Annotated in this window: 22 protein-coding genes and 1 pseudogene; 16 read left to right on the top strand and 7 right to left on the bottom strand. The window is 60.6% G+C overall.

Translation table 11 applies throughout. The features are described from left to right. Positions 1–2: 2 nt before the first annotated feature. Positions 3–1,901 (top strand): sulfate adenylyltransferase subunit CysN, encoded by a 1,899-nt coding sequence (cysN, locus tag ATI14_RS11095; protein ID WP_016971195.1) that lies wholly within the window; start codon positions 3–5, stop codon positions 1,899–1,901. A 173-nt stretch (positions 1,902–2,074) separates the two neighbouring features. Here cysN and ATI14_RS11100 read toward each other — a convergent pair whose 3' ends face one another. From ATI14_RS11100 to ATI14_RS11110, 3 genes are all read right to left on the bottom strand, one after another. After that, positions 2,075–2,974 (bottom strand): acyltransferase, encoded by a 900-nt coding sequence (locus ATI14_RS11100; RefSeq protein WP_016971194.1) that lies wholly within the window; start codon positions 2,972–2,974, stop codon positions 2,075–2,077. After that, positions 2,975–5,074, bottom strand: a complete 2,100-nt coding sequence (pta, locus tag ATI14_RS11105; protein WP_080520064.1) for a phosphate acetyltransferase — start codon at positions 5,072–5,074, stop codon at positions 2,975–2,977. It abuts the gene before it with no gap. Between the two features lie 79 nt (positions 5,075–5,153). Then, entirely contained in the window at positions 5,154–5,444 is a 291-nt protein-coding gene (locus ATI14_RS11110; RefSeq protein WP_080520063.1) for a DUF3565 domain-containing protein, read from the bottom strand. On the opposite strand from ATI14_RS11110, the gene ATI14_RS11115 reads away from it, so the two are divergent. Further along, positions 5,443–5,928: an FKBP-type peptidyl-prolyl cis-trans isomerase gene (locus tag ATI14_RS11115; protein ID WP_003188398.1), complete on the top strand. Its 486-nt coding sequence runs from the start codon at positions 5,443–5,445 to the stop codon at positions 5,926–5,928. The two genes, ATI14_RS11110 and ATI14_RS11115, sit on opposite strands and share 2 nt — an antisense overlap. Positions 5,929–6,150: 222 nt before the next feature. Here the strand turns inward: ATI14_RS11115 and rpsT are convergent, their stop codons facing one another. After that, entirely contained in the window at positions 6,151–6,429 is a 279-nt protein-coding gene (rpsT, locus tag ATI14_RS11120; RefSeq protein ID WP_003171647.1) for a 30S ribosomal protein S20, read from the bottom strand. A 254-nt stretch (positions 6,430–6,683) separates the two neighbouring features. On the opposite strand from rpsT, the gene murJ reads away from it, so the two are divergent. The 6 genes from murJ to ispH all read left to right on the top strand — a co-directional run bounded on the left by murJ (position 6,684) and on the right by ispH (position 14,207). Further along, positions 6,684–8,222: a murein biosynthesis integral membrane protein MurJ gene (gene murJ / locus ATI14_RS11125; protein ID WP_016971191.1), complete on the top strand. Its 1,539-nt coding sequence runs from the start codon at positions 6,684–6,686 to the stop codon at positions 8,220–8,222. Between the two features lie 119 nt (positions 8,223–8,341). Then, positions 8,342–9,280 (top strand): bifunctional riboflavin kinase/FAD synthetase, encoded by a 939-nt coding sequence (gene ribF, locus ATI14_RS11130; RefSeq protein ID WP_016971190.1) that lies wholly within the window; start codon positions 8,342–8,344, stop codon positions 9,278–9,280. 14 nt (positions 9,281–9,294) lie between these two features. After that, on the top strand, positions 9,295–12,126 hold the full coding sequence (gene ileS, locus ATI14_RS11135) for an isoleucine--tRNA ligase (RefSeq protein WP_016971189.1): 2,832 nt from the start codon (positions 9,295–9,297) through the stop codon (positions 12,124–12,126). Further along, positions 12,119–12,631: a signal peptidase II gene (gene lspA / locus ATI14_RS11140; protein WP_016971188.1), complete on the top strand. Its 513-nt coding sequence runs from the start codon at positions 12,119–12,121 to the stop codon at positions 12,629–12,631. The genes ileS and lspA overlap by 8 nt, the downstream gene beginning before the upstream one ends. Positions 12,632–12,638: 7 nt before the next feature. After that, positions 12,639–13,076, top strand: coding sequence for an FKBP-type peptidyl-prolyl cis-trans isomerase (gene fkpB / locus ATI14_RS11145; RefSeq protein WP_177006362.1), 438 nt, complete (start codon positions 12,639–12,641; stop codon positions 13,074–13,076). 183 nt (positions 13,077–13,259) lie between these two features. Then, positions 13,260–14,207: a 4-hydroxy-3-methylbut-2-enyl diphosphate reductase gene (gene ispH, locus ATI14_RS11150; protein WP_016971186.1), complete on the top strand. Its 948-nt coding sequence runs from the start codon at positions 13,260–13,262 to the stop codon at positions 14,205–14,207. Positions 14,208–14,211: 4 nt separating this feature from the next. Here ispH and ATI14_RS11155 read toward each other — a convergent pair whose 3' ends face one another. Continuing rightward, on the bottom strand, positions 14,212–14,736 hold the full coding sequence (locus ATI14_RS11155; protein WP_016971185.1) for a GspH/FimT family pseudopilin: 525 nt from the start codon (positions 14,734–14,736) through the stop codon (positions 14,212–14,214). Between the two features lie 204 nt (positions 14,737–14,940). Between ATI14_RS11155 and pilV the strand changes: the two genes are divergently transcribed. The 5 genes and pseudogenes from pilV (at position 14,941) to thiO (ending at position 18,240) form a co-directional block, all read left to right on the top strand. Beyond that, positions 14,941–15,426 (top strand): type IV pilus modification protein PilV, encoded by a 486-nt coding sequence (gene pilV, locus ATI14_RS11160; protein ID WP_016971184.1) that lies wholly within the window; start codon positions 14,941–14,943, stop codon positions 15,424–15,426. Beyond that, positions 15,423–16,150: pseudogene (locus ATI14_RS11165) on the top strand (PilW family protein). Before pilV ends, ATI14_RS11165 begins: the two are co-directional and overlap by 4 nt. After that, positions 16,140–16,655: a pilus assembly PilX family protein gene (locus tag ATI14_RS11170; protein ID WP_016971182.1), complete on the top strand. Its 516-nt coding sequence runs from the start codon at positions 16,140–16,142 to the stop codon at positions 16,653–16,655. Before ATI14_RS11165 ends, ATI14_RS11170 begins: the two are co-directional and overlap by 11 nt. Positions 16,656–16,666: 11 nt before the next feature. Further along, complete coding sequence (locus tag ATI14_RS11175) at positions 16,667–17,068, top strand: type IV pilin protein (RefSeq protein ID WP_016971181.1); 402 nt, start codon at positions 16,667–16,669, stop codon at positions 17,066–17,068. A 62-nt stretch (positions 17,069–17,130) separates the two neighbouring features. Continuing rightward, positions 17,131–18,240 (top strand): glycine oxidase ThiO, encoded by a 1,110-nt coding sequence (gene thiO / locus ATI14_RS11180; protein WP_080520771.1) that lies wholly within the window; start codon positions 17,131–17,133, stop codon positions 18,238–18,240. On the opposite strand, the gene ATI14_RS11185 is transcribed toward thiO, so the two are convergent. Then, positions 18,227–18,460 (bottom strand): PP0621 family protein, encoded by a 234-nt coding sequence (locus ATI14_RS11185; protein WP_016971180.1) that lies wholly within the window; start codon positions 18,458–18,460, stop codon positions 18,227–18,229. The two genes, thiO and ATI14_RS11185, sit on opposite strands and share 14 nt — an antisense overlap. Positions 18,461–18,585: 125 nt before the next feature. Further along, on the bottom strand, positions 18,586–19,611 hold the full coding sequence (locus ATI14_RS11190; protein ID WP_016971179.1) for an outer membrane protein assembly factor BamD: 1,026 nt from the start codon (positions 19,609–19,611) through the stop codon (positions 18,586–18,588). 149 nt (positions 19,612–19,760) lie between these two features. Between ATI14_RS11190 and rluD the strand changes: the two genes are divergently transcribed. The 3 genes from rluD to clpB all read left to right on the top strand — a co-directional run bounded on the left by rluD (position 19,761) and on the right by clpB (position 24,143). Then, complete coding sequence (gene rluD / locus ATI14_RS11195; protein ID WP_005784662.1) at positions 19,761–20,723, top strand: 23S rRNA pseudouridine(1911/1915/1917) synthase RluD; 963 nt, start codon at positions 19,761–19,763, stop codon at positions 20,721–20,723. Further along, a complete protein-coding gene (gene pgeF / locus ATI14_RS11200; protein ID WP_016971178.1) occupies positions 20,720–21,445 on the top strand; it encodes a peptidoglycan editing factor PgeF in 726 nt (241 codons plus the stop codon). The genes rluD and pgeF overlap by 4 nt, the downstream gene beginning before the upstream one ends. A gap of 133 nt (positions 21,446–21,578) precedes the next feature. Then, positions 21,579–24,143: an ATP-dependent chaperone ClpB gene (clpB, locus tag ATI14_RS11205; protein WP_016971177.1), complete on the top strand. Its 2,565-nt coding sequence runs from the start codon at positions 21,579–21,581 to the stop codon at positions 24,141–24,143. Positions 24,144–24,388 lie beyond the last annotated feature (245 nt).

Below are 24,388 nucleotides of genomic sequence, written 5' to 3' on the forward strand. Positions count from 1 at the left end.
TCATGTCGCACGTATCTGATTTGATCAGCGAGGACATCCTCGCCTACCTGGGCCAGCACGAGCGCAAGGAAATGTTGCGCTTCCTGACCTGCGGCAACGTCGACGACGGCAAGAGCACCCTGATCGGGCGCTTGCTGCACGACTCCAAGATGATCTACGAAGATCACCTGGAAGCCATCACCCGTGATTCGAAGAAATCCGGCACCACCGGTGACGACATCGACCTGGCCTTGCTGGTCGACGGCCTGCAGGCCGAGCGCGAGCAGGGCATCACCATCGATGTGGCCTACCGCTACTTCTCCACCGCCAAGCGCAAATTCATCATCGCCGACACCCCCGGCCATGAGCAGTACACCCGCAACATGGCCACCGGTGCCTCCACCTGTGACCTGGCGATCATCCTGATCGACGCCCGTTATGGCGTGCAGACCCAGACCCGTCGCCACAGCTTCATCGCCTCGTTGCTCGGCATCAAACACATCGTGGTGGCCGTCAACAAGATGGACATCAATGGCTTCGACCAGAACGTGTTCGAGCAAATCAAGGCCGATTACCTGAAGTTCGCCGAGGGTATTGCGTTCAAACCGAGCACTCTGGCTTTTGTGCCGATGTCGGCGCTCAAGGGCGACAACGTGGTGAACAAGAGCGAGCGTTCGCCCTGGTACACCGGTCAGTCGCTGATGGAGATTCTCGAAACCGTCGAGATCGCCAACGACCGCAACTACACCGACCTGCGTTTCCCGGTGCAGTACGTTAACCGCCCGAACCTGAACTTCCGTGGTTTCGCCGGCACCCTGGCCAGTGGCATCGTGCACAAGGGTGACGAAGTTGTTGTGCTGCCGTCGGGCAAGAGCAGCCGCGTCAAATCCATCGTCACCTTCGAAGGTGAACTGGAACACGCAGGCCCAGGCCAGGCCGTGACGCTGACCATGGAAGACGAAATCGACATCTCCCGTGGCGACCTGCTGGTGCATGCCGACAACGTGCCGCAGGTGACCGACGCCTTCGACGCCATGCTGGTGTGGATGGGCGAAGAGCCGATGCTGCCGGGCAAGAAGTACGACATCAAGCGCGCCACCAGCTATGTGCCGGGTTCCATCACCAGCATCGTGCACCGCGTGGACGTGAACACCCTGGCCGAAGGCCCGGCGAGCTCCCTGCAGCTGAACGAGATTGGCCGGGTCAAGGTCAGCCTCGACGCCGCCATCGCCCTGGACGGTTACGACAGCAACCGCACCACCGGTGCATTTATCGTCATTGACCGTTTGACCAACGGCACCGTGGCCGCGGGCATGATCATCGCGCCGCCGGTCAGCCACGGCGGTTCTGCACAACACGGCAATTTGGCCCATGTGGCCACCGAAGAGCGCGCACTGCGTTTCGGCCAGCAACCGGCCACCGTGCTGTTCAGCGGCCTGTCGGGCGCGGGCAAAAGCACCCTGGCCTACGCGGTTGAGCGCAAGCTGTTCGACATGGGCCGCGCAGTGTTTGTGCTGGATGGTCAGAACCTGCGCCACGACCTGAACAAGGGGTTGCCGCAGGACCGTGCCGGGCGCACCGAGAACTGGCGTCGTGCCGCTCACGTGGCGCGTCAGTTCAACGAAGCGGGCTTGCTGACCCTGGCCGCATTTGTGGCCCCGGATGCCGAAGGCCGCGAACAGGCCAAGGCGCTGATCGGCAGCGATCGCCTGCTGACCGTGTACGTGCAGGCGTCGCCATTGGTGTGTGCCGAGCGTGATCCGCAAGGGCTGTACGCGGCTGGCGGGGATAACATCCCTGGCGAGTCCTTCCCGTACGACGTGCCGTTGAATGCCGATCTGGTGATCGACACCCAGGCCCTGTCGCTGGAAGACAGCGTCAAGCAAGTGCTGGAGCTGTTGCGCAAGCGCGGCGCGATCTAAACCTCGCTGCCAAAAAAAAGCCCGCCACCGAGCATTCGGTGGCGGGCTTTTTACATTCCCATGTTCGTACTCGGTCAAGGAGGGAGCTGGCTTGCCTGCGATAGCGGTGGTTCAGCTGTGCATATATCAACTGACAGGCCGCTATCTCAGGCAAGCCAGCTCCCACATTTTGATCACTTTTTGTCTGGGAAATCGGTGTGCAGCCTATCCAGCAAACGGTCCTTGTCTTCCCACAGCCGGTTGATCCAGCCCTGGAACGCCGTCCGATACTCCCCATCCTGCTCATAATTCTTGCCAATGAACCCGGCCGGGATCTGCACCTCTTCAAACTGCACCACCACGTCCTTCACATTCCCGCACAACAAATCCCAATACCCTGGGCGTCCGGCGGGGTAGTGAATGGTCACGTTCACCAGTGACTTCAACTGCTCGCCCATGGCATCCAGCACAAACGCAATCCCGCCAGCCTTGGGCTTGAGCAGATACTTAAACGGTGATTTCTGCTGAGCGTGCTTACCGGGCGTAAACCGCGTGCCCTCGGCGAAGTTGAAAATGCCTACCGGGTTGTCACGAAACTTCGCACAGGTCTTGCGGGTGGTTTCCAGGTCTTTGCCTTTCTTCTCCGGGTGTTTTTCCAGATAGGCCTTGGTGTAGCGCTTCATGAACGGAAAGCCCAGCGCCCACCAGGCCAAGCCAATCACCGGCACCCAGATCAGCTCCTGCTTGAGGAAAAACTTCAGCGGGCGAACTCGCCGGTTGAGCACGTATTGCAGCACCATGATGTCGACCCAGCTCTGGTGGTTGCTGGTCACCAAGTACGAGTGCTGATAGTCCAGCCCCTCAAGCCCGCTGATGTGCCAGCGCGTGCGCCGCACCAGGTTCATCCAGCCCTTGTTATTGGTCACCCAGGCTTCATGGGTATGGTTCATCAGCCATTCGCTGAAACGCTTGGCAAACGGCAGCGCCTTGAACAACGCGACGATGAACAGGAACGAGCACAGCAAAATCGTATTGAGCGCGAGCAACAACGATGCGATCACCCCGCGCACGGCGGCAGGCAAAAAAACCAGCATTTAGATATCCATAGGTCGGTTGGCGGCTTGGATCGCAGTCAGCGCGATGGTGTACACGATGTCATCGACCTGAGCGCCCCGCGGCAAATCATTCACCGGTTTGCGCAGGCCTTGCAGCATCGGGCCGAGGCTCACGCAGTCGGCGCTGCGTTGCACGGCTTTGTGGGTGGTGTTGCCGGTGTTCAAGTCCGGGAACACAAACACCGTGGCCTTGCCCGCGACCTGGCTGTTGGGCGCCAATTGTCGCGCCACGGTTTCGTTCGCGGCGGCATCGTATTGCAGCGGGCCGTCGATCAGCAGCGAGCTTTGTTGTTCGTGGGCAAGCAGCGTGGCTTCGCGGACTTTTTCCACTTCTTCGCCGCTGGCCGAATCGCCGCTGGAATAGCTGATCATCGCCACGCGTGGGGTGATGCCGAACGCCGCCGCCGAGTCGGCGCTTTGCAAGGCAATCTCTGCTAGCTCAGCCGCGCTCGGGTGCGGGTTCATCACGCAGTCGCCGTACACCAGCACCTGCTCGGGGAACAGCATGAAGAATACCGACGACACCAAGGTGCAGCCCGGCGCCGTCTTGATCAACTGCAGGGCAGGGCGGATGGTGTTGGCAGTGGAATGAATGACGCCGGATACCAGGCCGTCCACTTCATCCAGGGCGAGCATCATGGTGGCGATCACCACGGTGTCTTCCAGTTGCTGCTCGGCCATCGGCGCGTTGAGGCTCTTGCTCTTGCGCAGGGCCACCATGGGTTCGACGTAGCGTTGGCGAATCAGGTCCGGGTCGAGAATCTCCAGGCCTTCGGGCAATTCGATGCCCTGGGCGCGGGCAACGGCTTCCACGTCAGCCGGCTTGGCCAGCAACACGCAGCGGGCAATGCCCCGTGCCTGGCAAATGGCAGCAGCCTGTACGGTCAGCGGCTCGCTGCCTTCGGGCAGCACGATGCGCTTGTTGGCAGCCTGGGCGCGCTGAACCAATTGGTACCGGAACACGGCGGGCGACAGGCGCATCTCCCGTGGCGTGCCGCAACGCTGGTGCAGCCAGCGCGCATCGAGGTGGCTGGCGACGAAATCGGTGATGATTTCCGCGCGCTCGCGGTCATCGATGGGGATTTCCTTGTTGAGGCTGTTGAGCTGGTTCGCCGTGTCGTAGGAGCCGGTGCTCACCGACAGCACCGGCAGGCCGGCCTGGAACGCGCCACGGCAGAGGTCCATGATGCGCGGGTCGGGCAGGGTGTCACTGGTCAGCAGCAGGCCGGCGAGCGGCACGCCGTTAATGGCGGCCAGGCTGACGGCGAGGATGATGTCGTCGCGGTCGCCCGGTGTCACCACCAGCACGCCGGGCTTGAGCAGCTCCACGGTGTTGCGCATGGTGCGCGCGCAGATGATGATTTTGGTCATGCGCCGGCTTTCGTAGTCGCCGGCGTTGAGGATCTGTGCGCCCATCAGGTCGGCTACGTCGCGGGTGCGCGGGGCGTTGAGTTCGGGTTGATACGGGATGCAACCGAGCAGGCGGAAATCGCCGCTGCGCAACAACGGTGAATGCTCTTTGAGGCGCGCCGAGAAGGCTTCCATGCTTTCGTCGGTGCGCACCTTGTTGAGAATCACGCCGAGCACTTTCGGGTCTTTCGGACCGCCAAACAGCTGGGCCTGCAATTCAACCCGGCCGGAGAGCTCCGTGAGCACCTCGTTTTCCGGTGCGGAGACGAGGATCACTTCCGCATCCAGGCTCTTGGCCAGGTGCAGGTTGACCCGCGCGGCATAGCTGGCGCTGCGGGTCGGCACCATGCCTTCAACGATCAGCACGTCCTTGCCCACGGCGGCTTGCTGATACAGGGTGATGATTTCTTCGAGCAGTTCGTCGAGCTGGCCGTCGCCGAGCATGCGTTCGACGTGCGCCAGGCCCAGAGGCTGCGGCGGTTTCAGGCCGTGGGTGCGCGCCACCAGTTCGGTGGAACGCTCAGGGCCGGTGTCGCCCGGGTGCGGCTGGGCAATCGGTTTGAAGAAACCGACTTTCAGCCCGGCCCGTTCAAGGGTACGCACCAGCCCAAGGCTGATGGAGGTCAGACCCACACCAAAATCGGTGGGCGCGATAAAAAAAGTCTGCATGCGAATTCTCTGGAGGTGCATGGCTTGGGTGGCACCCTATGGCTGGGTGCCTACCGCGAATCAGGTGCCAAGGTTATCGTTATTCGCGCGCTTGCGCACACCAGCCGCAAGCAAAGGGTTGACCTATTTTTTCAAGGCGTTGCGCCGCATCGAGCACCCATGCGCGCGACTGCCAGGGTGGCTGGTGGCGCAGGTGCTGGGTATGCCCGCAGGACAGCTCGGCAACCCAGTGCAGGTCTTCGTCCTGGTGGAAGCCAATGATGAAGGATGCCGTTGATCGGCCCCGTCTGTCCGGGTTCTGTTCGCTTTCGGGCAAATCCTTGTTTAGACTTGTCCGTTCTTCATTCTTATGCAAAAGGTCTCGCCCCATGACGATCGCCGCTAACAAGGCTGTCTCCATCGACTATACCCTGACCAACGACGCTGGTGAGGTCATCGACAGCTCAGCCGGCGGCGCGCCGCTGGTCTACCTGCAAGGCGCAGGTAACATCATCCCGGGCCTGGAAAAGGCGCTGGAAGGCAAGAACGTCGGTGACGAACTGACCGTTGCCGTAGAACCTGAAGATGCCTACGGCGAGTACTCGGCCGAACTGGTCAGCACCCTGAGCCGCAGCATGTTCGAAGGCGTTGACGAGCTGGAAGTGGGTATGCAGTTCCACGCTTCCGCGCCGGACGGTCAAATGCAGATCGTCACCATCCGTGACCTGGACGGCGACGACGTGACCGTCGACGGCAACCACCCTCTGGCTGGCCAGCGCCTGAACTTTCAGGTGAAGATCGTCGCCATCCGCGACGCTTCCCAGGAAGAAGTGGCTCACGGCCACGTCCACGGTGAAGGTGGTCACCACCATTGATTGCGGTTTGATCAATCGGTAGCAAAAAGCCCCGACTGGTTCGGGGCTTTTTTTGTGCCTGGGAATGTATGCGGTCAAAAAATGTGGGAGCGGGCTTGCCCGCTCCCACATTCTGTTCTGTGTGCGTCAAATATGAGGCGCAAACAAAAATGCCCCGGACCTTTCGATCCGGGGCATTTCTTAACTGTTACGCAACCTGGGTTACGTGGCAGTTGTTACCACTCAGGCTGCTGCAGCGACGTTCAGAGCCTTGATGTGGCCATTCAGGCGGCTCTTATGACGAGCGGCCTTGTTCTTGTGGATGATGCCTTTATCGGCCATACGGTCGATAACAGGCACAGCCAGAACGTAAGCTGCTTGAGCTTTTTCAGCGTCTTTGGTGTCGATGGCTTTAACTACATTCTTGATGTAGGTACGAACCATGGAACGCAGGCTGGCGTTGTGGCTGCGACGCTTCTCAGCCTGTTTTGCACGTTTTTTGGCGGAAGGTGTGTTGGCCACCGTCGAGCTCCTCGAAAGACTTTTTAGGAAATAGCAAACAAAATAGGCCGCGAATCATGCCGATGACTTGATGGGTTGTCAAGGGCGGCTGATGCGAACTGCTGAGTGGTCGATCTGAAGAGGCGGGTGATTTATTTCCGGCGCTTGACCTGTAAACTCGCGAGCTTTGGCTCTGTGCTGTTGCAGGCGCGCAGTATCGCATAAGTAGGCGCTTTGTTCGCCTGCTGTTTATCTAATAGGCGCAAACTCTTTCAATGAACCTCCTCAAATCGTTGGCTGCCGTCAGCTCTATCACGATGATCTCCCGGGTTTTGGGCTTCGTGCGTGACACCCTGCTGGCACGCATTTTCGGCGCCAGCATGGCCACGGATGCGTTCTTTATTGCCTTTAAGTTGCCCAACCTGTTGCGGCGGATCTTTGCCGAGGGCGCGTTTTCCCAGGCATTCGTGCCGATCCTGGCCGAATACAAAACCCAGCAAGGCGAGGAGGCGACCCGCACCTTTATCGCCTATGTCTCGGGTTTGCTGACCCTGGTACTGATGCTGGTGACCATCGCCGGCATGCTCGCCGCACCCTGGGTGATCTGGGCGACGGCGCCCGGTTTTGCCAATACGCCGGAAAAGTTCGCGCTGACCACTGATCTGCTGCGCGTGACCTTTCCTTATATATTGCTGATATCCCTGTCATCCCTCGCCGGGGCGATCCTCAACACCTGGAACCGCTTCTCGGTGCCCGCCTTCGTGCCGACGCTGTTGAACGTCAGCATGATCATTTTCGCGCTGTTCCTCACGCCGTACTTCGACCCGCCCGTCATGGCCCTGGGCTGGGCGGTGCTGGCCGGTGGTCTTGCGCAGTTGCTCTACCAACTGCCACACCTGAAAAAAATCGGCATGCTCGTGCTGCCGCGCCTGAACCTCAAGGACACCGGCGTGTGGCGCGTAATGCGCAACATGTTGCCGGCGATCCTGGGGGTGTCGGTGAGCCAGATTTCCCTGATCATCAACACCGCGTTCGCTTCGCTGCTGGTCTCGGGCTCGGTGTCGTGGATGTACTATGCCGACCGCCTGATGGAGTTGCCGTCCGGTGTGCTGGGCGTGGCGTTGGGCACTATTTTGCTGCCAACCCTGTCGCGCACCTACGCCAGCAAGGACCGCCAGGAATACTCGCGCATCCTCGATTGGGGCCTGCGCCTGTGCTTCGTACTGGTATTGCCATGTTCCCTGGCACTGGGGATTCTGGCTGAGCCGCTGACTGTATCGCTGTTCCAATACGGCCAATTCAGCGCGTTTGACGCCTCCATGACCCAGCGCGCGCTGATCGCCTATTCCGTCGGTCTGCTCGGCATCATTGTGATCAAAGTGCTGGCGCCGGGCTTCTATGCCCAGCAAAACATCCGTACGCCGGTGAAAATCGCCGTATTCACGCTGATCGTCACGCAATTGCTCAATCTGGTATTTATCGGCCCACTGGCCCATGCCGGGTTGGCCCTGGCGATCAGCGCCGGGGCGTGCATCAACGCCGGTTTGCTGTTCTATCAACTGCGCAAGCAGCAAATGTTTCAGCCACAGCCGGGCTGGGGGATGTTTGCCCTCAAGCTTTTGGTGGCGGTAGGGGCGATGTCCGCCGTGCTGCTGGGCTTGATGCACTTCATGCCCGCCTGGGACGAAGGCCACATGCTGGAGCGCTTTATGCGCCTTGGCCTGTTGGTAGTCGTCGGTGTGGTGGTGTACTTCGGAATGTTGCTGTTGCAAGGCTTCCGCCTGCGGGATTTCAATCGCAAGTCGTTGGGGTAGAGACTTTGCCGCGATAAAACGGTTGTTTTATCGATTCGATCCATTTGGCCTGTTCTGTTGCCTGTCGTCCGGGGCCGGGTGTGGTTATAATCGACCACTTTATGAGCAAGAAGCGCGTTATGCAGCTGGTTCGAGGTCTCCACAACCTGCGCCCCGAGCATCGGGGCTGCGTCGCCACTATTGGCAACTTTGACGGTGTTCACCGTGGCCACCAGGCTATCCTGGGCCGGCTGCGTGAACGTGCGGTCGAGTTGGGCGTGCCCAGCTGCGTGGTGATTTTTGAGCCGCAGCCACGGGAATATTTCACCCCCGAGACCGCGCCGGCTCGCCTGGCCCGCTTGCGGGACAAGCTACAGTTATTGGCCGAGGAGGGCGTGGACCGTGTCCTTTGCCTGGCCTTTAACCAGCGCCTGCAAAGCCTGAGTGCCGCCGAGTTCGTCGACCGTATCCTGGTCGATGGCCTGGGCGTACAGCACCTGGAGGTCGGTGACGACTTTCGTTTCGGCTGCGACCGCGTGGGCGATTTCGATTTCCTGCAACACGCAGGCGTCAACCAGGGTTTTACCGTCGAAGCCGCGCAAACCGTCGAACTGGACGGCCTGCGCGTGAGCAGTACCCAGGTGCGTAACGCCCTGGCCGCTGCCGACTTCGCCCTCGCCGAGCGCTTGCTCGGTCGCCCGTTCCGCATTGCCGGGCGGGTTCTGCACGGCCAGAAGCTGGCGCGCCAACTGGGCACGCCAACCGCCAACGTGCAACTCAAGCGCCGCCGTGTGCCGCTGACCGGGGTTTACCTCGTCAGCGTCGACATCGACGGCCAATCGTGGCCGGGAGTCGCCAATATAGGCGTCAGGCCCACGGTTGCAGGTGATGGCAAGGCCCACCTGGAAGTACACCTTCTGGATTTTGCCGGTGATTTGTATGACCGGCGTTTGACGGTGGTTTTCCACCAAAAGCTGCGTGAAGAGCAGCGTTTCGCCTCCCTTGAGGCGTTGAAAACGGCGATCAATGCGGATGTCGCCGCCGCCCGTGCACTAGCCGCACCTAGCGCCCATCGCTAACCGAAGAGCCTTAAATGACCGACTATAAAGCCACGCTAAACCTTCCGGACACCGCCTTCCCAATGAAGGCCGGCCTGCCACAGCGCGAACCGCAGATCCTGCAGCGCTGGGACAGTATTGGCCTGTACGGAAAGTTGCGCGAAATTGGCAAGGATCGTCCGAAGTTCGTCCTGCACGACGGCCCTCCTTATGCCAACGGCACGATTCACATCGGTCATGCGCTGAACAAAATTCTCAAGGACATGATCCTGCGCTCGAAAACCCTTTCGGGCTTCGACGCACCGTATGTTCCGGGCTGGGACTGCCATGGCCTGCCGATCGAACACAAGGTCGAAGTGACCTACGGCAAGAACCTGGGCGCGGACAAAACCCGCGAACTGTGCCGTGCCTACGCCACCGAGCAGATCGAAGGGCAGAAGTCCGAATTCATCCGCCTGGGCGTGCTGGGCGAGTGGGACAACCCGTACAAAACCATGAACTTCAAGAACGAGGCCGGCGAAATCCGTGCCTTGGCCGAGATCGTCAAGGGCGGTTTCGTGTTCAAGGGCCTCAAGCCCGTGAACTGGTGCTTTGACTGCGGTTCGGCCCTGGCTGAAGCGGAAGTCGAGTACGAAGACAAAAAGTCGTCGACCATCGACGTGGCTTTCCCGATCGCCGACGAGGCCAAACTGGCCGAGGCTTTTGGCCTCGCGTCGCTGGCCAAGCCTGCCGCCATCGTGATCTGGACCACCACCCCGTGGACCATTCCGGCCAACCAGGCGCTGAACGTGCATCCGGAGTTCACCTACGCCCTGGTGGACGTCGGTGATCGCCTGCTGGTACTGGCCGAGGAAATGGTTGAAGCCTGCCTGGCCCGTTACGAGCTGCAAGGTTCGGTCATCGCCACGACCACTGGCTCGGCACTGGAACTGATCAACTTCCGTCACCCGTTCTATGACCGCCTGTCGCCGGTTTACCTGGCTGATTACGTCGAGCTGGGCTCCGGCACGGGGGTGGTTCACTCCGCGCCGGCCTATGGCGTGGACGACTTTGTAACCTGCAAAGCCTACGGCATGGTCAACGACGACATCCTCAACCCGGTGCAAAGCAATGGCGTGTACGCGCCGTCGCTGGAGTTCTTCGGTGGCCAGTTCATCTTCAAGGCCAACGAACCGATCATCGACAAGCTGAAGGAAGTCGGTTCGCTGCTGCACACCGAAACCATCAAGCACAGCTACATGCACTGCTGGCGCCACAAGACCCCGTTGATCTACCGCGCCACCGCGCAGTGGTTCATCGGCATGGACAAAGAGCCAACCAGCGGCGACACCCTGCGTGTGCGCTCGCTGAAGGCCATCGAAGACACCAAGTTCGTCCCGGCCTGGGGCCAGGCGCGCCTGCATTCGATGATCGCCAACCGTCCGGACTGGTGCATCTCCCGTCAGCGCAACTGGGGCGTGCCGATCCCGTTCTTCCTGAACAAGGAAAGCGGCGAGCTGCACCCGCGCACCGTCGAATTGATGGAAATCGTTGCCCAGCGCGTTGAACAGGAAGGCATCGAGGCCTGGTTCAAGCTGGACGCCGCCGAACTGCTGGGCGATGAAGCGCCGCAGTACGACAAGATCAGTGACACCCTCGACGTGTGGTTCGACTCCGGCACCACCCACTGGCATGTGCTGCGCGGCTCGCACCCGATGGGCCACGAGACCGGCCCGCGTGCCGACCTGTACCTGGAAGGCTCCGACCAGCACCGTGGCTGGTTCCACTCGTCGTTGCTGACCGGCTGCGCCATCGACAACCACGCGCCGTACCGCGAACTGCTGACCCACGGCTTCACCGTCGACGAGACGGGCCGCAAGATGTCCAAGTCGCTGAAGAACGTGATCGAGCCGAAAAAAATCAACGACACCCTGGGCGCCGACATCATGCGCCTGTGGGTCGCGTCGACTGACTATTCGGGCGAAATTGCCGTCTCCGACCAGATCCTGGCCCGCAGCGCCGATGCCTACCGCCGCATCCGCAATACCGCACGCTTCCTGCTGTCGAACCTGACCGGTTTCAACCCGGCCACCGACATCCTGGCGTCCGAGGACATGCTTGCCCTCGACCGTTGGGCCGTCGACCGTACCCTGTTGCTGCAGCGCGAGTTGCAGGAAAACTACGGCGAGTACCGCTTCTGGAACGTGTACTCGAAGATCCACAACTTCTGCGTGCAGGAGTTGGGTGGTTTCTACCTCGACATCATCAAGGACCGTCAGTACACCACCGGAGCGAACAGCAAGGCACGCCGTTCGGCGCAGACCGCGCTGTATCACATCAGCGAAGCGCTGGTGCGCTGGATCGCGCCGATCCTGGCCTTCACCGCCGACGAATTGTGGGAGTACCTGCCGGGCGAGCGTAACGAGTCCGTGATGCTCAACACCTGGTACGAAGGCTTGACCGAATTGCCGGCCGACTTCGAGCTGGGCCGCGAGTACTGGGAAGGCGTGATGGCCGTGAAGGTTGCGGTGAACAAGGAACTGGAAGTGCAGCGTGCGGCCAAGGCCGTCGGTGGCAACCTGCAGGCCGAAGTCACCCTGTTTGCCGAGGAAGGCCTGACCGCCGACCTGGCCAAACTCAGCAACGAACTGCGCTTTGTGCTGATCACCTCCACTGCAAGCCTGGCCCCGTTTGCCCAGGCACCGGCGGATGCGGTCGCCACCGAAGTGCCGGGCCTCAAGCTCAAAGTGGTCAAGTCGGCCTTCCCGAAATGCGCCCGTTGCTGGCACTGTCGTGAAGACGTTGGCGTGAACCCCGAGCATCCGGAAATCTGTGGTCGTTGCGTCGACAACATCAGCGGTGCTGGCGAGGTTCGCCACTATGCCTAATGCTTCCAGCCGTTTCGGACGTCTGGGCTGGCTCGTATTGAGTGTGCTGGTCCTGATCATCGATCAGGTCAGCAAGGCTCACTTCGAAGGCTCCCTGCAGATGTTCCAGCAAATTGTGGTCATTCCCGACTACTTCAGCTGGACCCTGGCCTACAACACCGGCGCAGCCTTCAGCTTCCTGGCCGACAGCTCCGGCTGGCAGCGCTGGCTGTTCGCCTTGATCGCCGTGGTGGTCAGTGCGGTGCTGGTGGTGTGGCTCAAGCGCCTTGGCCGCGATGACACCTGGCTGGCCATTGCCCTGGCCCTGGTGCTGGGCGGCGCGCTGGGCAACCTGTACGACCGCATCGCCCTGGGCCATGTGATCGACTTCATTCTGGTGCATTGGCAGAACCGCTGGTATTTCCCGGCGTTCAACTTTGCCGACAGTGCCATCACCGTCGGCGCAATCATGCTGGCGCTGGATATGTTCAAGAGCAAGAAAACCGGAGAGACCGTCAATGACTGATCAGGTATTGGCTGAGCAACGCATCGGCCAGAACACGGAAGTCACTTTGCATTTCGCACTGCGCCTGGAGAATGGCGACACGGTCGACAGCACGTTCGACAAAGCCCCGGCCACCTTCAAGGTTGGCGACGGCAACCTGCTGCCGGGTTTCGAAGCGGCCCTGTTCGGCTTCAAGGCCGGCGACAAGCGCACCCTGCAAATCCAGCCGGAAAACGCTTTTGGCCAGCCCAACCCGCAAAACGTGCAGATCATCCCGCGTTCGCAGTTCCAGGACATGGACTTGTCGGAAGGCCTGTTGGTGATCTTCAATGATGCGGCAAATACCGAGTTGCCGGGTGTGGTGAAAACCTTCGATGACACGCAAGTGACCATCGACTTCAACCACCCGTTGGCCGGTAAAACCTTGACCTTTGATGTTGAAATCATCGACGTTAAAGCGCTCTGAATGAAGACACCGGCTCCTGTGGGGCTGGCCTCTGTGGGAGCTGGCTTGCCTGCGATGCAGACGACGCGGTGCTAAAGGTTCACCGCAGTGATGCAATCGCAGGCAAGCCAGCTCCCACAAAAGCCGGTTACTGCAAGGGTTGAGTTGACCCAATTTCTTGCCCAGCAAGGCACGAGGCACAGCATGCAAATCAAACTCGCCAACCCCCGTGGCTTCTGCGCCGGCGTGGACCGGGCGATCGAAATCGTCAACCGCGCCCTGGAAGTCTTCGGGCCGCCGATTTACGTGCGTCATGAAGTCGTCCACAACAAGTTCGTGGTCGAAGACCTGCGCGCACGCGGTGCCATTTTTGTCGAAGAACTGGAACAGGTACCCGATGACGTCATCGTCATTTTCAGCGCCCACGGTGTTTCCCAGGCCGTCCGCAACGAAGCGGCCGGTCGTGGCCTGAAAGTGTTCGACGCCACGTGCCCGCTGGTGACCAAGGTGCACATCGAAGTCGCCAAATACAGTCGCGACGGTCGTGAATGCATCCTGATCGGCCACGCTGGCCACCCGGAAGTCGAGGGCACCATGGGCCAGTACGACGCCAGCAACGGCGGCGCCATCTACCTGGTCGAAGACGAGAACGACGTCGCCAGCCTGCATGTGCACAACCCTGAGCGTTTGGCCTTTGTCACTCAGACTACCTTGTCCATGGATGACACCAGCCGTGTGATCGATGCCCTGCGTACGCGCTTCCCGGCGATCGGCGGCCCGCGCAAGGACGACATCTGCTACGCCACGCAAAATCGCCAGGACGCAGTCAAACAACTGGCCGACGAATGTGACGTGGTATTGGTTGTCGGCAGCCCTAACAGTTCCAACTCCAACCGCCTGCGCGAGCTGGCTGAGCGTATGGCCACGCCGGCATACCTGATCGACGGTGCTGAAGACCTGCAACGCAGCTGGTTCGACGGCGTAGAGCGCATCGGTATTACTGCCGGTGCTTCGGCGCCGGAAGTGCTGGTGCGTGGTGTGATCCAGCAACTGCAGGCGTGGGGCGCCACCGGTGCCGATGAGTTGGCCGGCCGTGAAGAGAACATCACGTTCTCCATGCCCAAGGAACTGCGGGTTCGTTCGTTGCTCTGATTGCTCATGATCCGCCCTGGCACAAGGCCTGCTCAGTGTTGTCACTGCGCAGGCTGACCCTTCCGCTGGGGGCCAGCACCACTTGATGCTTGCTCAGGCCCTGCTCCGTGTCACACACGTGTACGGTGCCGGCACGAAATCCTCCTCCAGCAAACACCGGTTCACCCAGCCCGCTGAAGCGTACCTGGGTCTTGACCGGGCCATTGCCCGCCATCGCAACCAGCCCACTGCCCTGACGCGCCAATAGCACCGGGTTGTTGTCGTCTTGATGGCCTCGTCCGCTGGCGTCCACGATCACTCGCCATCCGCGGCTCCAGCTCTCCTCCACGGCATGAATGATGACCGGGCGATTGCGCACGATGGCCTCGGCGCGAGCAAAGCGCAGTCCATCTGCCAGGGCGCTCGCTGCGCTGCTTCGCTGCTGTGATGCCAATAAGCCTTTGAAACCGGGGACCGCCCATTGCATCAGCATGCCGCTGAGCAGCAGGCCGATCAGCAGCTCGATCAGGGTGAAACCTCGTTGCTTCATGTGTCATCCCTCCGTGGATGGGGCGTGTGTTTCCGCCTGACGATTCAGGTATAGCCCCTGGTTCCGGGCATTGAATGATGGCCTTTATGTCCAAAGTATTTCCCTTTGTTCCGGCAGCGGCGCCTGCCGGAATCCGGCGCTAGTCTTGGGCCGCACAGCCGCTTTTTGCTGTTTCTTCGGTACTCGACATGGACGACGACGGTAATGCCCGTATCCCTGAATAAATCTCCCACCGGCGCCCTGCGTTGCCAGCAATACGGCATGACGCTGATTGAGGTGCTGGTGTCTGTGCTGATTCTCGCAGTCGGACTGCTCGGGGCCGCGGCTCTCCAGCTCAAGGCCCTCAAGTACACCGACAGCTCAAGAATGATCAGCCAGGCCAGTTTCATTGCCTACGACATGCTGGATCGGGTACGTGCCAATTCGCACGCCGATTACTCCTGGAGCCAGACCGGGCGGCCAGTGTCCAGCGCGGTTGGCGCCAGTGTGCGGGATCTCGACCTGCATGACTTTGAAGCCAATATCGTCGGGTTTGCCGGGGAGGGCGCCAAGGGTTCTGTGGTGGTCAGCGGCAACGAGGTGACAGTCAGCATCAGTTGGGACGACGCCAGAGCGGCGAGCGGCCCCGGCGCACGGGAAACGTTCAGCCTGACCAGCCGTATTGCCGCCGCTTCGGAAGTCGGGCCTTGAGTCGTTTTATCAGAGGTTTCAGTCTGGTGGAGCTGTTGCTGGCGCTCGCCATCGGGATGGTGCTCGTGCTCGGCGCCAGCCAGGTGGTCATCCATTCACGGGTGACCCAGGCTGCCCAGCAGGCGGCAACATTGCTTCAGGATGATGCCCGGTTCGTGTTGGGCAAGATCACTCAGGATATTCGTCAGGCTGGCGTGTTCGGCTGCCTGCCAGTAGTCGCTATCGAAAATGCGCCGCAGGCATTTGATCGGCCTCTGGGTTGGAGTGCTGCAGGCAGCGCCAGGTCGCTGACCCTCCTGACCGCCGACGTCGGCAGTGATGGGGGAACGCCTGACTGGACAGTGCTTTCCGATTGCCGCAGTACCGCACATGCCTACGCCGGGCGCTCGCCGCCCCATTGCCAGGCCAGATCCGGTTTGCGATACGCCAACTCACCTACACCTTCGAAGCGGGCCAATTGAAAGTCAGCACGCCTGCGGCGCCTGCCAAAACGGTGCTGGTGGATAACGTCCAGGCATTCGAGGTCAGTTTCGGCATGGCAGCACACGCGGGTTCCGCAGGCGTGGTGCGCTATGACACCAACCCCGCCGATGAGTCGCTGATACGCAGTGTGCGTATCCATATGACGTTGCGCGACCCGGCCGGCATGGTGAAAGACCAGGCCTACAGCGTTGTGGCGGCGGTACGTAGCCGGTTGGGGCAGGGCGATCCAGATGCGTTTTGAAGGGATGTATCTGCGACAGGCAGGCATGGTCCTGCTGATCAGCCTGGTTTTTCTGTTGGCGCTGTCACTGATTGGTCTGGCGTCGATGCAAGGGGCGCTCTCCCAGCAAAAGATCGCCGGCAGTTTTTGGCATCGCAATCAATCATTTCAAACGGCTGAAAGCGGGTTGAGCTTGGGCGCGGCGCGGGTGCGAACAGCAGGAGGAACACTGCCGCTGTGCCTCTCAATCCACACATGTGCACCGCCAGAGGAATCGCATTCGGTTGTGAGTGCAGGAACGAACCCTGTTTCAAGTGTGAGCTGGGTGCCCATCAAAGGTGGTCTCTATGGGGTCCAGTCGCTCGGACAGGTTGATAGGCCTCCCGGGAATCCGGCTGCGTTGTATCGAGTGACGGCGGTCGGCTTCGTGGGTCAGTCGCGTACGGTGTTGGAGGCCGTTTATGCACAGGCGGTTGAAGGTGGTGGCGCCGGATTACGACGGGTTTTATGGCGGCAACTTCAATAAGGTGCGTATTCATGGGCAAGGATTGCCAAGGTTTTACCCTGATCGAGTTATTGGGGGCTGTGTTGATCGTCGCATTACTGGCCGGGATCGCTTATCCCGGTTACACCCGACACGTAAAAAAGGCTTATCGCGCAGAAATCGCTGCGCTGCTGATGGATCAAGCCCGGTCCCTCGAGCTTTTTTATACGCGCAACGGCACTTTTATTGATGCCAGCGGCATCAGCGAGGGCAATGATCGCTATAGAATCAGCGCTGCATTGCAACCTCAGGCATTCAGCCTGTCAGCGACGCCGGTTCTCGGCTCCATGATGGCGGATGACCCTTGCGGCGAATTCAGCCTGGCCAGCAACGGCGAGCGCAGTAACCCGGGCGCGGCACCCGAAATGTCGCGCCGGGCATGCTGGGGGCAATGATGAGCGTGCTGGATGAATGGGCGCCGGGTGCGCTTCTCCCTTTTTATCGGCTGGAAAAAGTGATGGCTAAGCAACAGCGAGTAGTGATTGTCGGCGGCGGGGTCATAGGGTTGTTGACCGCGTTCAACCTGGCCACCCAAGGGCAGGCGGTCGTGCTGCTGGAGCGTTCCGGGCTTGGGCAGGAGTCTTCATGGGCCGGCGGCGGCATCGTTTCGCCGCTTTACCCGTGGCGCTATAGCCCGGCGGTCACTGCGTTGGCCCATTGGTCCCAGGACTTTTATCCACAGCTGGCTGAGCGATTGTTTGCGGCCACCGGCGTCGATCCGGAGGTGCACACAACAGGCCTGTACTGGCTCGACCTGGACGACGAAGCCGAAGCGCTTGCCTGGGCGGCACGCGAGGGGCGGCCATTGAGCGCGGTGGACGTATCCGCTGCCCATGATGCGGTGCCTGTGTTGGGAGGCGGCTATTCCCGGGCGATCTACATGGCGGGCGTGGCCAATGTGCGCAACCCGCGGCTGGTCAAATCGTTGAAAGCCGCTCTATTGGCGCTGCCCGGCGTAACCATCCACGAGCAGTGTGAGGTCAGTGGCTTTGTTCTGGATGGCGACAACGTGGTGGGCGTGGATACGCCCGCGGGTCAGGTCCTTGGCGATCAGGTCGTGCTGGCGGCAGGTGCCTGGAGTGGTGAGTTGCTCGGCAAGCTGGGGCTGGCGCTGCCGGTGGAGCCGGTCAAGGGGCAGATGATCCTGTACAAATGCGCATCGGATTTTCTGTCGAGCATGGTCCTGGCCAAGGGGCGTTATGCGATCCCGCGGCGTGACGGCCACATTCTGATTGGCAGTACGCTGGAGCATGAAGGCTTCGACAAGACGCCGACCGAATCGGCCCTGGAAAGCCTCAAGGCATCAGCGGTGGAACTGATTCCAGAGTTGGCAAATGCCGAGGTGGTGGGGCACTGGGCCGGCTTGCGGCCTGGTTCGCCCGAAGGGGTTCCCTATATCGGCGAAGTTCCAGGCTTCAAGGGGCTGTGGCTCAACTGCGGGCACTATCGCAACGGCCTGGTGCTGGCGCCGGCCTCCTGCCAGTTGTTTGCCGATTTGTTGCTGGGGCAAGCGCCGATTATCGATCCGGCGCCTTATGCACCCCAGGGGCGGCTCAACGCTGGATAGACTTCGGCCCCTGTTCCAGATGCGCCTGGGTGCAATACCACTCCTGCCCCGAGCTCAATGCGCGATTCTGTGGCAGGTGCACGCCACAGTGGGCACAGCGCACCATCAAGGTTGTTTCGGGTTCGCCCGAGCGCTGCTGTTTAGCGGCCGGGCTTTTGAACTTGCGCCAGAACCATACCGCGGCAGCAATAACGGCAATCCAGAACAGTAGACGAACCATGATGGGCAGTTTCTCGACAGGGAATGCGCCAGTTTAGCCAAGGACGTGGCAGGCGCACAGAGTAATAATGCTGGCCCACAAAAAAGGGAGCCCTGAGGGCTCCCTTTTTATATTGCGTCGAGCGGTCAGTCGAAGACGCCGAAGGTCATGTAGCTGAACCACGAGCGGTCTTGATTGTTGCCGAGCGCTTGTGGGGCTTCTTCTTCGATGACGTCGCCGTTGGCATCGTGCGGCTTGAGCTCCGAAGGAATGGCTTCCTTGGCGTCCTGGAACTGTTTCATCACGTCCTGGTTGGCGCGGGTTTCTCCCGGCGGCAGCGGTGGGCGGGAGCTGATCAGGCCCAGGGTGTATTTGCTGAGCCACGAACGGTTGTCGGCTTCGGCAACCCGAGGCACGAGCTGGCCGTCTTTCAGGTTCGGGGAGTCCGGGTAGTTAAGCTTCAGGGTTTCCAGGCTGGTGGCGGCCAATGCATCCAGGTGCAGCCCCTGGTAAGCCTCGGTCATCACCGCCAGACCGTCACCTACGGAAGGGGTTTCCTGGAAGTTCTCCACCACGTAACGGCCACGGTTGGCGGCGGCTACGTAGGCCTGACGGGTCAGGTAGTAGTCGGCTACGTGAATTTCGTAGGACGCCAGCAGGTTGCGCAGGTAGATCATGCGCTGCTTGGCGTCCGGCGCGTAGCGGCTGTTCGGGTAGCGGCTGGTGAGCTGGGCGAACTCGTTGTAGGAGTCGCGGGCGGCACCCGGGTCACGCTTGGTCATGTCCAGCGGCAGGAAGCGCGCCAGCAGGCCAACGTCCTGGTCGAACGAAGTCAGGCCTTTCATGTAGTAGGCGTAGTCAACGTTCGGGTGCTGCGGGTGCAGGCGGATAAAACGCTCGGCGGCGGACTTGGCGGCTTCCGGCTCGGCGTTCTTGTAGTTGGCGTAGATCAACTCAAGCTGGGCCTGGTCGGCGTAGCGCCCGAACGGATAGCGAGACTCCAGGGCCTTCAGCTTCGCTGTGGCGCTGGTGTAGCTATTATTGTCCAAGTCTTTCTGAGCCAGTTGATACAACTCGACTTCGCTCAGGTTTTCGTCGACGACTTCCTTTGTTGACGAGCAAGCAGCAGTCATGGCGAGGATGGCGATCAGCAGCAGGTGTTTCACTTGCATGGCGGCTTGCGTCCCTATGACGGCCGCTGTCTTGGGCGGGGCCGTCCTGTTATGATGAGCGCCCCGTTGAAAGCCTCGGGGCAAAAGACGCCGTATTTAACCACAAGCGCGCAGCCGAAACCAAAGGCTGTGCCACGCCTAGTCTGAGCATGTCCGATAAAATTGAACTTCGCGCAGAGGTGCCGTCCGAATTGGGCGGCCAACGCCTCGATCAAGTCGCCGCACAATTATTCGCTGAGCACTCGCGCTCGCGCCTTTCCGCCTGGATCAAAGACGGCCGCCTGACTGTGGATGGAGCGGTTATCCGCCCGCGAGACATAGTCCATGGCGGTGCGATTCTTGAGCTGACTGCCGAGCAGGAAGCCCAGGGAGAGTGGGTCGCCCAGGACATCGAGCTGGATATCGTCTACGAAGACGACGACATCCTGGTCATCAACAAACCCGCAGGCCTGGTGGTTCACCCGGCAGCCGGGCACGCTGATGGCACCTTGCTCAATGCCCTGCTGCACCACGTGCCGGACATCATCAATGTGCCGCGCTGCGGCATCGTGCACCGCCTGGACAAGGACACCACCGGTCTGATGGTGGTCGCCAAGACCATCCAGGCCCAGACGCAGCTGGTCACACAATTGCAGAGCCGCAGCGTCAGCCGGATCTACGAGTGCATCGTGATCGGCGTCGTGGTGGCGGGGGGCAAGATCAACGCCCCGATTGGCCGTCACGGCCAGCAGCGCCAGCGTATGGCGGTGATGGAAGGCGGCAAGCAGGCCGTCAGCCACTACCGTGTACTGGAGCGTTTCCGTTCCCACACCCATGTGCGGGTCAAGCTGGAAACCGGGCGTACCCACCAGATTCGCGTGCACATGGCGCACATCAACTTTCCGTTGGTCGGGGATCCGGCCTATGGCGGTCGTTTCCGTATTCCGCCTGCCGCAAGCCAGACAATGGTTGAATCGTTGAAAAGCTTCCCGCGCCAGGCATTGCACGCACGCTTCCTGGAGCTGGACCATCCGACGAGCGGTAAGCGGATGAGCTGGGAGTCGCCTCTGCCGGACGATCTGGTCTGGTTGTTGTCGCTGCTCAAGCAGGACCGTGAGGCGTTTATCGGATGAATGACTGGCTGATTCCTGACTGGCCCGCGCCGGCTCAGGTGAAGGCCTGTGTCACCACCCGGGCGGGCGGCGTCAGTCTGGCGCCGTTCGACAGCTTCAATCTCGGCGATCATGTCGAGGATGACCTTGCGGCCGTACTCGAAAACCGTCGCCGTCTTAATGACGCCTTTGCCATCCAGCCCGCCTGGTTGCGCCAGGTTCACGGCGTGAATGTGGTCGAGGCCGACCCGGCGCACACCGTCGAGGCGGATGGCAGTTGGACCAGCACGCCTGGCATCGCTTGTACTTCGATGACTGCCGATTGCCTGCCCGCGTTGTTCTGCAACCGTGCGGGCACTCGGGTCGCGGCTGCCCATGCCGGTTGGCGCGGTCTTGCGGCAGGTGTGCTGGAAGCTGCCTTTGAAAGCCTGCAAACCGAGCCTGCCGATGTATTGGTGTGGCTGGGCCCGGCCATCGGCCCGCAGGCTTTTGAGGTCGGCCCGGAAGTGCGTGAAGCCTTCATGCAGCAATTGCCGATCACCGCTGAAGCCTTCGTACCCAGCCGCAACCCCGGCAAGTTCATGGCCGACATCTATAAGCTCGCTCGCCTGCGCCTCGCCGCATGCGGCGTCACCGCTGTTTATGGTGGCGGTTTCTGTACGGTGACCGACCCTCGTTTCTTTTCCTACCGCCGCAGCCCGCGCACCGGTCGGTTTGCCTCCCTTATCTGGCTGGAACGCTAGACTTCTCTGATCTGCGTCAACTATCCACAGCTTGAATCTTCCAGAATCCACCCCATCTATAGGGGTATCTGGCAGGTTTCTTCATTCAGGATGTGTATTTCTAGCTCCGGCCTGCTCAAAAGGAAGGTGACTAATGCGTATTGATCGTTTAACCAGCAAATTGCAGTTGGCTTTATCGGATTCCCAATCCCTGGCGGTGGGCCTCGACCATCCGGCCATTGAGCCTGCGCACTTGATGCAGGCGCTCCTGGAGCAGCAAGGTGGTTCTATCAAGCCCTTGCTGATGCAGGTGGGCTTCGACGTCAACAGCCTGCGCAAGGAGTTGAGCAAAGAGCTCGACCAACTGCCGAAAATCCAGAACCCTACCGGCGACGTGAACATGTCGCAGGACTTGGCGCGTCTGCTCAATCAGGCAGACCGTCTGGCCCAGCAAAAAGGTGACCAGTTCATCTCCAGCGAACTGGTGCTGCTCGCCGCGATGGACGAGAACAGCAAGCTCGGCAAGTTGCTGCTCGGCCAGGGCGTGAGCAAGAAAGCCCTGGAAAATGCCATCAACAACCTGCGTGGCGGCGACGCGGTGAACGACCCCAACCACGAGGAGTCGCGCCAGGCGCTGGACAAGTACACCGTCGACCTGACCAAGCGCGCCGAAGAAGGCAAGCTGGACCCGGTGATCGGCCGTGACGATGAAATCCGTCGCACCATCCAGGTGTTGCAACGCCGCACCAAGAACAACCCGGTGCTGATCGGCGAGCCTGGCGTGGGGAAAACCGCGATCGCCGAAGGTCTGGCCCAGCGCATCATTAATGGCGAAGTGCCGGACGGCCTGAAGGGCAAGCGCCTGCTGTCTTTGGACATGGGGTCGCTGATCGCCGGTGCCAAGTTCCGTGGCGAGTTCGAAGAGCGTCTGAAATCCCTGCTCAACGAGCTGTCGAAGCAGGAAGGGCAGATCATTCTGTTTATCGACGAACTGCACACCATGGTCGGTGCGGGTAAAGGCGAGGGCTCCATGGACGCCGGCAACATGCTCAAGCCTGCCCTGGCGCGGGGTGAGTTGCATTGCGTCGGCGCGACCACACTCAACGAGTACCGCCAGTACATTGAAAAGGACGCGGCCCTTGAGCGCCGCTTCCAGAAAGTACTGGTGGAAGAGCCGAGCGAAGAAGACACCATCGCGATCCTGCGTGGCCTGAAAGAACGTTATGAGGTTCACCACAAGGTCGCGATCACTGACGGTGCGATCATCGCGGCGGCCAAACTGAGCCATCGCTACATCACTGACCGTCAGTTGCCCGACAAGGCCATTGACCTGATCGACGAAGCGGCCAGCCGTATTCGCATGGAGATCGATTCCAAGCCGGAAGTGCTCGACCGTCTGGACCGGCGCCTGATTCAGCTGAAAGTTGAATCCCAGGCGTTGAAGAAAGAGGAAGACGACGCGGCGAAAAAGCGCCTGGAAAAACTCCAGGAAGAAATCGTGCGTCTGGAGCGCGAGTATTCAGACCTGGAAGAAATCTGGACCTCGGAAAAAGCCGAAGTGCAGGGTTCTGCGCAGATCCAGCAAAAGATCGAGCAGTCCCGCCAGGAGCTGGAAGCCGCGCGTCGTAAGGGCGACCTGAACCGCATGGCCGAGTTGCAGTACGGGGTGATCCCGGACCTGGAGCGCAGCCTGCAGATGGTCGACCAGCATGGCCACAGCGAGAACCAATTGCTGCGCAGCAAAGTGACCGAGGAAGAAATTGCCGAAGTCGTCTCGAAGTGGACCGGCATCCCAGTGTCGAAAATGCTCGAAGGCGAGCGCGACAAGTTGCTGAAGATGGAAAGCCTGTTGCACCAGCGTGTGATTGGCCAGGAAGAGGCTGTGGTGGCGGTGTCCAACGCGGTGCGGCGTTCGCGGGCCGGGTTGTCCGACCCGAACCGTCCGAGCGGTTCGTTCATGTTCCTGGGCCCGACCGGCGTGGGTAAAACCGAACTGTGCAAAGCGCTGGCCGAGTTCCTCTTCGATACTGAAGAGGCCATGGTGCGGATCGATATGTCCGAATTCATGGAGAAACACTCGGTGGCTCGCTTGATCGGTGCGCCACCAGGCTATGTGGGCTATGAAGAGGGCGGTTATCTGACCGAAGCCGTGCGGCGCAAGCCTTACTCGGTGATCCTGTTGGACGAGGTCGAGAAAGCGCACCCGGATGTATTCAACATCCTGTTGCAAGTGCTCGAAGACGGACGTTTGACCGACAGCCACGGCCGTACGGTGGACTTCCGCAATACGGTGATCGTGATGACCTCCAACCTCGGCTCGGCACAGATCCAGGAGCTGGTGGGTGATCGCGAGGCCCAGCGCGCTGCGGTGATGGATGCGCTGACCACTCACTTCCGCCCGGAATTTATCAACCGGGTCGATGAGGTGGTGATCTTCGAGCCGTTGGCGCGGGATCAGATTGCGGGCATTACCGAGATCCAGTTGGGTCGCCTGCGGGGTCGTCTGGCCGAACGCGAGCTGGACCTGGAACTCAGCAACGAGGCGTTGGACAAGCTGATCGCGGTTGGCTACGACCCGGTGTATGGCGCACGGCCACTGAAGCGTGCGATCCAGCGCTGGATCGAAAACCCGCTGGCGCAATTGATCCTGTCGGGCAGCTTTATGCCAGGCACCAGCGTCAAGGCCGCGGTGGAAAACGATGAAATCGTCTTCCATTAAGCCCGGCCTGTTATGGCGATAAGAAGAGGCCCCGCATTGCGGGGCCTTTTTTTTCGATAGGGCGTTGAACTGTAAGGCAAAGGCTTGTAAAGTGCGCCCCGCAGCAACGTCAGCCCACGGGTTTCTTCTCCCCAAGAAGAAATCAGAAACAAGCGCAAATCATTGTCTTAAAAGCAATTTAAAGGGTTGACAGGGGTTTTTAAGATTGTAGAATAGCGCGCCTCAGACACATGAACGTAGCGATA

This window comes from Pseudomonas tolaasii NCPPB 2192 (genome assembly GCF_002813445.1).
Lineage (GTDB): Bacteria > Pseudomonadota > Gammaproteobacteria > Pseudomonadales > Pseudomonadaceae > Aquipseudomonas > Aquipseudomonas tolaasii.